Consider the following 8,327-nt stretch of genomic DNA (forward strand, 5'->3'; position numbering starts at 1 on the left):
TATTCACCAAATTGTTTTGGAAAACTATGCTTTCCCTGGAGGAATGATGATTGGTACAGATTCCCATACTGTAAATGCTGGTGGATTGGGAATGTTGGCTATCGGTGTGGGTGGTGCTGACGCCGTGGATGTAATGTCTGGGATGTCTTGGGAATTGAAATTTCCTAAATTGATCGGAGTAAAATTGACTGGAAAATTATCCGGTTGGACAGCTCCAAAAGATGTTATCCTAAAAGTAGCTGATATTCTTACTGTAAAAGGTGGAACCGGTGCTATTGTTGAATATTTTGGAGAAGGTGCTTTGAATATGTCCTGTACAGGAAAAGGAACTATCTGTAATATGGGTGCCGAAATTGGTGCTACAACATCTACATTTGGTTACGATGATTCTATGCGCAGGTATTTAGCTGCTACAGATCGTCAGGATGTAGTGGACGCTGCCGATAAAGTAGCTTCTTATTTGACAGCAGATCCAGAAGTATATGCTAATCCGGAAAAATATTTTGACCAACTTATCGAAATCAATTTATCAGAATTAGAACCACATATCAACGGGCCTTTTACGCCAGACCGCGGAACTCCAGTTTCAAAAATGAAAGCGGAAGCTGCAGCAAATGGATGGCCAATAAAAGTGGAATGGGGATTAATTGGTTCTTGTACGAACTCTTCTTACGAAGATATGGCTCGTGCTGCTTCAATCGTAAACCAAGCTGTTGAGCATGGAATCACTCCAAAAGCGGAATTCGGAATCAATCCAGGATCGGAACAAATTCGTTATACTATCGAAAGAGATGGTATTATCGCTACTTTCGAGAAAATGGGAACTAAAGTATTTACAAATGCTTGTGGTCCATGTATCGGACAATGGGATAGAGCAGGAGCAGATAAAGAAGAGAAAAACACTATTGTGCATTCATTCAATCGTAACTTTTCTAAAAGAGCCGACGGTAACCCTAATACACATGCTTTTGTAACTTCGCCAGAAATGGTGGCTGCACTAGCTATTTCAGGAAGATTGGATTTCAATCCATTAACTGATACTTTAATGAATGACAATGGAGAAGCTGTAAAATTAAATGCTCCATTTGGTGACGAATTACCAAAAAGAGGTTTCGCTGTTGAAGACGCAGGTTTTCAAGCACCGGCAGAAGATGGTTCAAGCGTTAAGATTGCGGTAAGCGAAACTTCAGATCGTTTGCAATTATTGGCTCCTTTTGATGCTTGGGACGGTAAAAATATTACAGGTGCTAAATTATTGATCAAAGCTTTCGGAAAATGTACAACAGACCATATTTCTATGGCTGGACCATGGTTGCGTTTCCGTGGACATTTGGATAATATCTCAAACAATATGTTGATTGGTGCTATCAATGCATTCAACCAAACAGCAAATTCTGTTAAAAATCAATTGACAGGTGCTTATGAGGCTGTTCCTGCTGTGGCAAGAGCCTACAAAACGGCCGGAATACCTTCAATTGTTGTTGGAGATCACAACTATGGTGAAGGGTCTTCTCGTGAACATGCTGCTATGGAGCCTCGTTTCTTGGGTGTAAAAGCTGTATTGGTAAAATCATTTGCCCGTATCCACGAAACAAACCTTAAAAAACAAGGATTGTTAGGATTGACATTTGCAAACGAAGCTGATTATGACAAAATCCAGGAAGATGATACTATTAACTTCATTGATTTAGTTGATTTCGCTCCAGGGAAACCTTTGACTTTAGAATTCGTTCACGCTGACGGAAGTAAAGACGTCATCTTAGCTAACCACACTTACAACGCAAGTCAAATTGGTTGGTTCGTTGCAGGTTCTGCATTGAACTTAATTGCTGCTGAAGCTAATTCATAAGCTTTTAAAAATTTATATATTAAAACTCTCAAGAGACATCTTGGGAGTTTTTTGTTTAGATATATTTGTTATAATAAGGAGCTAATCCTGCTGTCATTTCAAGCTTGTTCGTATCCTTGTTTTTTTCTAAGATATAAAAGGAGCTTCCTCTGGTCGCTCTTTTATATCAAGAAAAAATACAAGTCAACTTCACAAGGCTTTCCATTCCCATCAGGCTAGGTATTGATTTTTATAAGATTTTTTTGTTGTGTTGACATGTAAAAAGTGAAAGAAATATTGGAGTGGATGAATAATGTTGAGTTATCTTTAAGCTAATAAAATTGATGTTTTTTAAAGAGTTTGTAATATGGTAAATAGAATTCAAACGCGCAACGAAGAATTAACAAATGGAATTTCACATATTCTTGGTGTACTTTTTTGTTTGATTGCAATGCCGTTCCTTATTGCGAAAGCACGCGGGCATAATTTAATTACTGAATTATCTGTTATTATTTTTGGAATAGGAATGTTACTGGTGTATTCATTTTCGTCTTTGTATCATTTGGTACAAAAAGAGAAAACGAAACAACTGCTTAAAATTGCAGATCACATAAGCATTTACTATCTAATTGCCGGAACCTACTCCCCATTGATGGTTATTTATTTGAATAAAGAAACAGCTTTGGTTTTTTTGGGAATAATGTGGTCAGTAGTTTTGTTGGGAACTTTTTTTAAGATTTTTTATGTTGATCGTTTTAAGTTTGTTTCTGTTGGGTTGTATTTGTTGATGGGCTGGATGATTGTTTTTGTTATAAAGCCGTTGTGGGGTAACATTCCTTTATCGATTTTTTTGTGGATACTTGCCGGAGGATTGAGTTATACTGTTGGAGTTTATTTTTATGTAAAAGGACATAAAAACTACTTTCATACCGTTTGGCATTTCTTCGTGCTTTTTGGAACGATATTTCATTATGTGGCTATTTTGGAAAGCTTGTAAGATGTTTGAGGTGTAAAAAAACAACATTAACGTCTGAAAAGTAGATGATTATAACTTTTTTGTAAATTTTAGTAATCCTTTAACTTTCGAATCTACTTAAAAACTTATATTTGTAAATCTTCAAAAAAAATGATTTTTGAGGCATAAAATACAGCAAAATTCAATAATTCACCTCAAAAATGCTTGTATTGTTAAAAATGAGGAAAAAATAAAAAATGATGAAGTATTTTAGATTAATTGTTATAGCACTTTTTTTATGCAGTATTAGTGTTTTCTCGCAAGATAATAGCATTAAACACACCATAGTAAAAGGGGAAACAATTTCTAGTATTGCTCAAAAATATAATGTTTCGATAGCTTCTATTTATAAGCTAAATCCTAAAGCTAAAAAAACCTTACAACTTAATCAGGTTTTGTTGATTCCAAATTCTGAATCTAAAAAAACAAATGATTTAACAGCTACTGATTCTGAAAAAGCAACAGAAATTAATCACCAAGTATTACCGCAAGAAACATTATACGGAATTACGAAGCAATTCAAAACTACTACAGAACTGCTTTATAAAGCCAATCCTCAATTAGAAGCTGAAGGATTAAAAGTTGGCCAAACGATTATTATTCCATCAAGTTTGACCAAGAAAGAAATAGCAAGTTTATCTAATTCAAAAACGCAAGAGGTAGTTGAGGCTGTAGAACAAACAACTCCTTTGGCGCATCAAGTGAAAGCCAAAGAGTCTTTGTACGTCATCGCAAAAATGTACGGTGTTTCGTTAAAAGAATTACAAAGTGCCAATCCAAAAATAGGTAAGAAAGGGTTAAGCATCGGGCAGATTATTGCTATTCCAAATAATGGTAAAATAGTTGAAAAGGAAATTGTTGTTGAAGAGAAAAAGCCTGAAATAAAAGATGTTCCAGTTGCAGTTTTAGAAAGTAAAGAGACTGTTGCTGTTGAAAACGCAACTAAAGAAAATGTAGTAAAAACAGATTCTCAAATTCAGACAACAGAAATTTTCCATAAGGTTTTGACCAAAGAAACCAAATACGGAATTGCCAAAAAATATGGAATTACCGTTGCAGATTTAGAAAAGCAAAATCCGGCTATTCAACAAAAATTATTGGTTGGTTCAAAGTTGAGTATTCAAGTTCTAAGTGAAAAAGTAGAAAAAAACAGTAAAGAAGAAGTGGTGGAATCCCATGTGGAAAAACCAAAGGATACAATAAATGCGTCTGTAAATATACCGAATGCAGATTTGATAGATCAAATTATACAGTTAGCATCAGATAAAATAGGAACTAGATATAGAAGCGGAGGGACAACAACTGCTGGATTCGATTGTTCTGGTTTTATGTATTCTACTTTTGGTGCTTTTGATATAAAACTGCCTAGGTCATCAATTGAGCAATCTTCCGTTGGAGAAAAAATTAATGATGAGAATGCTCAAAAAGGAGATTTGATTTTCTTTAAAACCAACGGCAGACATCATATTAATCATGTCGGAATGGTTATTGAAGTTGCAGAAGATGAAATAAAATTCATCCATTCTTCGACACATTCTGGAGTGATTATTTCCTCTACAAAGGAGCCTTATTACCAACGTAATTTTGCACAGGTGAATCGCGTTATTAAATAGCTTTTTATAACAATGATTTAATGGAACTCTTAAGGAAACTTAAGGGTTTTTTGTTTTTTATTATTTAGTCTTTCGACGTGAAGAGTATTATTAGTCATTTTCAAAAAAAAGTATATCTTTAGCCAACCAAAAAAATAAACCTATAAAAATGGAAGAAAACAAACCAGGAGAATTTAAAAGAGAACTCGGATTACTAGACGGAACAATGCTTGTTGTTGGGTCGATGATAGGATCTGGAATATTTATTGTGAGTGCCGATATTGCCCGACAAGTTGGGTCAGCAGGATGGTTAGTATTAATATGGTTGATTTCAGGTTTGATTACCATGATAGCTGCCGTGAGTTACGGTGAATTGAGTGCTATGTTCCCTAATGCAGGAGGGCAATATGTTTATCTTAAAGAAGCTTATAATAAGTTAATTGCCTTCTTATATGGCTGGAGTTTCTTTGCAGTAATACAAACTGGGACTATTGCAGCTGTTGGTGTTGGATTCTCCAAATTTGCAGCCTATTTATATCCGCCTTTGAGTGACGAAAATGTTTTGTATGAATTGGGTGATTTTAAATTAAATGCAGCTCAAATTGTTTCTATAATTACGATTGTCTTATTGACATATATCAATAGCCGTGGGGTGAAGAACAGTAAAATTATGCAAACGGTTTTGACTATTATTAAAATTTTATCGCTGTTTGGATTGATTGTCTTTGGATTTGTATTAGCTGCCAAAGCAGATATTTGGAACGCAAACTGGACTAATGCTTGGAGTTCAAGAGCTTTTGATACTGAAAGTGGGTCTTGGATGCCTATTGGTGGTACTGCTTTGTTAACGGGTATATCTGCAGCAATGGTTGGTTCTTTGTTTTCAAGTGATGCTTGGGTGGGAGTCACCTTTATTGCAGGAGAAATTAAAAACCCAAAACGTAATGTGGGATTGAGTTTGTTCTTGGGAACGTTTATAGTTACGATTATTTATTCATTGACCAACTTGATGTACCTAGCAGTAGTTCCTTTTCAAGAGATTGCGACTGCAAAGTCAGATCGTGTTGCGGTGGTTGCTTCTCAATATACTTTTGGCGATATGGGGACTATTATTATTGCCTTGATGATTATGATTTCTACTTTTGCTTGTAACAATGGATTGATTATGGCTGGTGCCAGAGTGTACTATACGATGGCAAAAGATGGTTTGTTTTTCAAGAAAGCAGCTTCTCTTAATAATGCAAGTGTTCCTGCATGGGCTTTGTGGGCTCAATGTGTTTGGGCTTCTGCATTGTGTTTGACTGGGAAGTATGGGGATTTGTTGGATTTTGTAATTATCATTGTATTGATTTTTTACATACTTACTATTTATGGAATTTTTATTCTTAGAAAGAAAATGCCGGAAGTTGATAGACCTTACAAAGCTTTTGGATATCCATTTTTGCCTCTTGTGTATATTATTATTGCGATAGCAATTTGTATTGGGTTATTGCTAACTAAATTTTCGACTTGTGGATGGGGAGTGTTGATAATGGTGACTGGTATTCCAGTGTATTATTTGACAAAACCGAAGGAGTAGTAATCAGTAATCAGAAAAAAGATTGTTGATTGTAGTTTTAAAAAATATAAGAATCCGTCTCGATTATGAGGCGGATTTTTTGTTTGGGAATGATTTTGTTTGGTGTAAATATGTCTTTGGGAAATAATATATACTCTTGATAAAAACAGAAAACCCGTTTTGAAGAACAAAACGGGTTTTTCTAGTGTAGTAAGCACTTATTTAATATTAGCAAACAACGTCTTCTAATACTAACTCTTCATTAAAAGGAAGATTCCAAGCTTCGGCTACTCCTTTGTAAAGGATTTTTCCGTTAGCAATGTTTAATCCTTTTTTTAATTCTTGGTTTTCAGCACAAGCTTTTTGCCATCCTTTATTTGCCAATTGTACAGCATAAGGTAATGTAGCATTTGTAAGGGCTAATGTTGAAGTATAAGGAACTGCACCTGGCATATTAGCCACACAGTAATGTACGATATCGTCAATGATGAAAGTTGGGTCTTCGTGTGTTGTAGGAGTACAAGTTTCGATACAACCACCTTGGTCTACAGCTACGTCAACAAGAACTGTTCCTGGACGCATAGATTTTAACATATCACGTTTAATCAAATGTGGTGCTTTTGCTCCAGGAATTAATACAGCTCCAATAATCAAATCAGTGTCTAAAATTGCTTTTCTGATGTTGTAGTCGTTAGACATTTGAGTCATAACGTTGGCTGGCATAATATCGTCTAATTGACGTAAACGTGGTAAACTCACATCCATAATAGTTACCTGAGCTCCTAGACCAGCGGCCATTTTTGCTGCTTGAGTTCCTACGATTCCACCACCAAGTACTAATACTTTGGCAGGGGGAACACCCGGAACACCTCCAAGAAGAATTCCTCTTCCTTTTAATGGTTTTTCTAGGTATTTTGCACCTTCTTGAATAGACATACGACCCGCTACTTCTGACATTGGAACTAATAATGGTAAGCTACGGTCTGTTTTTTCAACAGTTTCGTATGCCAAACAGATAGCTTGACGCTCAATCATTGCATGAGTTAATGGCTCTGATGATGCAAAGTGGAAGTATGTGAAAAGTAGTTGATCTTTTTTGATAAGTGGGTATTCTGAAGCAATTGGCTCTTTTACTTTGATAATCATTTCGGCGATACCGTAAACCTCTTCAATAGTAGGTAAGATTACAGCGCCGGCTGCAGTATATTCTTCATCAGCAAAACCGCTTCCTTCACCTGCAGTTGCTTGAACATAAACACTATGACCGTTATTTTTCATCTCAGCAACACCTGCTGGAGTTAGAGCAACACGATTTTCGTTATTCTTAATTTCTTTTGGTACACCGATTATCATAACTGTTGTATTTAGTGATTGATTTAAAATTCAATTACAAATTTAGGAGATAAAGAAAAATTTTGTTCATTGTAAATCAAAATAGGAAAATATTATTTTTATTTAGTAATTTAGCATGAAATAATTCTTTTTTTAGTGCTTTTTTTATTTCTAAAAAGAAAATTAATCGGATTATTTTGTTATAAATCAATTTTATTAAACCTCTTTTTGTTATGATTTTAGATGAAAACGACAGAAAAATATTGCGCCTCCTGCAGGAAGATGCTCATTTGACATTAAAAGACATTTCAAATCGAATAAATCTTTCGTTAACTCCGGTCCATGATCGAGTTAAACGTCTTGAAAAAGAGGGTATTATAGAGCGATATGTTTCTATTTTGAATAAGAAAAAGCTGGGTAAAAACCTGACTGTTTACTGTCAAGTGACCTTAGTTAAACAAACTTTTGATATTTCGGATAGTTTCAATCAGGCGATATTGAATTTGCCTGAAGTGGTGGAGTGTAATTTTGTTTCGGGAAGTTTTGATTATATGCTCAAAATTGTATTGCCTGATATGGAAAGTTATCATCATTTTCATCAAATGAAATTGTCGATTTTACCTGAGGTGTCTTTGATAAACAGTTTTTTTATTATTTCGGAAGTGAAGAGTACGACGGTTTTGCCGATTTAGATTATTGGATTTTATCCTAAATATCTTTTGTAATAAATAGTTGTCGTTTAGTGCGTGAAGGATAGTAGCAAGCTACCGAAGTAGCGCGGATAGCCTGACAGCAGTAGGGAAGGAGCCAAATAAGCGATTTGCATATTGGGCTCCTTTTCTACTGGTGGCACGCCCAAAGAGATTTTAGAAATTAGATTTTTTGAACTGGAAATAAAAAATCCGCCTCGTTCAAAAACTTGGCGGATTTCTGTTGAATCCAGGCTGGGGCACATTTATTATCTAAAAAACTAAAATTAAAACTAAAAGAGTTTTCCCAACC

At 35.1% G+C, this 8,327-nt stretch carries 6 protein-coding genes; 5 read left to right on the forward strand and 1 reads right to left on the reverse strand.

The window, feature by feature from the left end:
* From VFS71_RS06025 to VFS71_RS06040, 4 genes are all read left to right on the forward strand, one after another.
* A partial coding sequence (locus VFS71_RS06025; protein WP_326399986.1) for an aconitate hydratase occupies positions 1–1,849 on the forward strand: 1,849 nt, incomplete at its 5' end.
* A 346-nt stretch (positions 1,850–2,195) separates the two neighbouring features.
* Complete coding sequence (gene trhA, locus VFS71_RS06030; RefSeq protein ID WP_326399987.1) at positions 2,196–2,825, forward strand: PAQR family membrane homeostasis protein TrhA; 630 nt, start codon at positions 2,196–2,198, stop codon at positions 2,823–2,825.
* 218 nt (positions 2,826–3,043) lie between these two features.
* Complete coding sequence (locus tag VFS71_RS06035) at positions 3,044–4,456, forward strand: C40 family peptidase (RefSeq protein ID WP_326399988.1); 1,413 nt, start codon at positions 3,044–3,046, stop codon at positions 4,454–4,456.
* Between the two features lie 148 nt (positions 4,457–4,604).
* Positions 4,605–6,014, forward strand: a complete 1,410-nt coding sequence (locus VFS71_RS06040) for an APC family permease (RefSeq protein WP_326399989.1) — start codon at positions 4,605–4,607, stop codon at positions 6,012–6,014.
* 207 nt (positions 6,015–6,221) lie between these two features.
* Here the strand turns inward: VFS71_RS06040 and ald are convergent, their stop codons facing one another.
* Positions 6,222–7,346 (reverse strand): alanine dehydrogenase, encoded by a 1,125-nt coding sequence (ald, locus tag VFS71_RS06045; protein WP_326399990.1) that lies wholly within the window; start codon positions 7,344–7,346, stop codon positions 6,222–6,224.
* A 212-nt stretch (positions 7,347–7,558) separates the two neighbouring features.
* On the opposite strand from ald, the gene VFS71_RS06050 reads away from it, so the two are divergent.
* A complete protein-coding gene (locus tag VFS71_RS06050; RefSeq protein ID WP_077370209.1) occupies positions 7,559–8,017 on the forward strand; it encodes an Lrp/AsnC family transcriptional regulator in 459 nt (152 codons plus the stop codon).
* Positions 8,018–8,327 lie beyond the last annotated feature (310 nt).

The organism is Flavobacterium sp., assembly GCF_035760125.1.
Classification (GTDB): domain Bacteria; phylum Bacteroidota; class Bacteroidia; order Flavobacteriales; family Flavobacteriaceae; genus Flavobacterium.

Bases quoted from the DNA above. Each gene is read 5' to 3' on its own strand.
- ald (WP_326399990.1), bottom strand. From the start codon at position 7,346: ATGATAATCGGTGTACCAAAAGAAATTAAGAATAACGAAAATCGTGTT.
- trhA (WP_326399987.1), top strand. From the start codon at position 2,196: ATGGTAAATAGAATTCAAACGCGCAACGAAGAATTAACAAATGGAATT.
- VFS71_RS06050 (WP_077370209.1), top strand. From the start codon at position 7,559: ATGATTTTAGATGAAAACGACAGAAAAATATTGCGCCTCCTGCAGGAA.
- VFS71_RS06040 (WP_326399989.1), top strand. From the start codon at position 4,605: ATGGAAGAAAACAAACCAGGAGAATTTAAAAGAGAACTCGGATTACTA.
- VFS71_RS06035 (WP_326399988.1), top strand. From the start codon at position 3,044: ATGAAGTATTTTAGATTAATTGTTATAGCACTTTTTTTATGCAGTATT.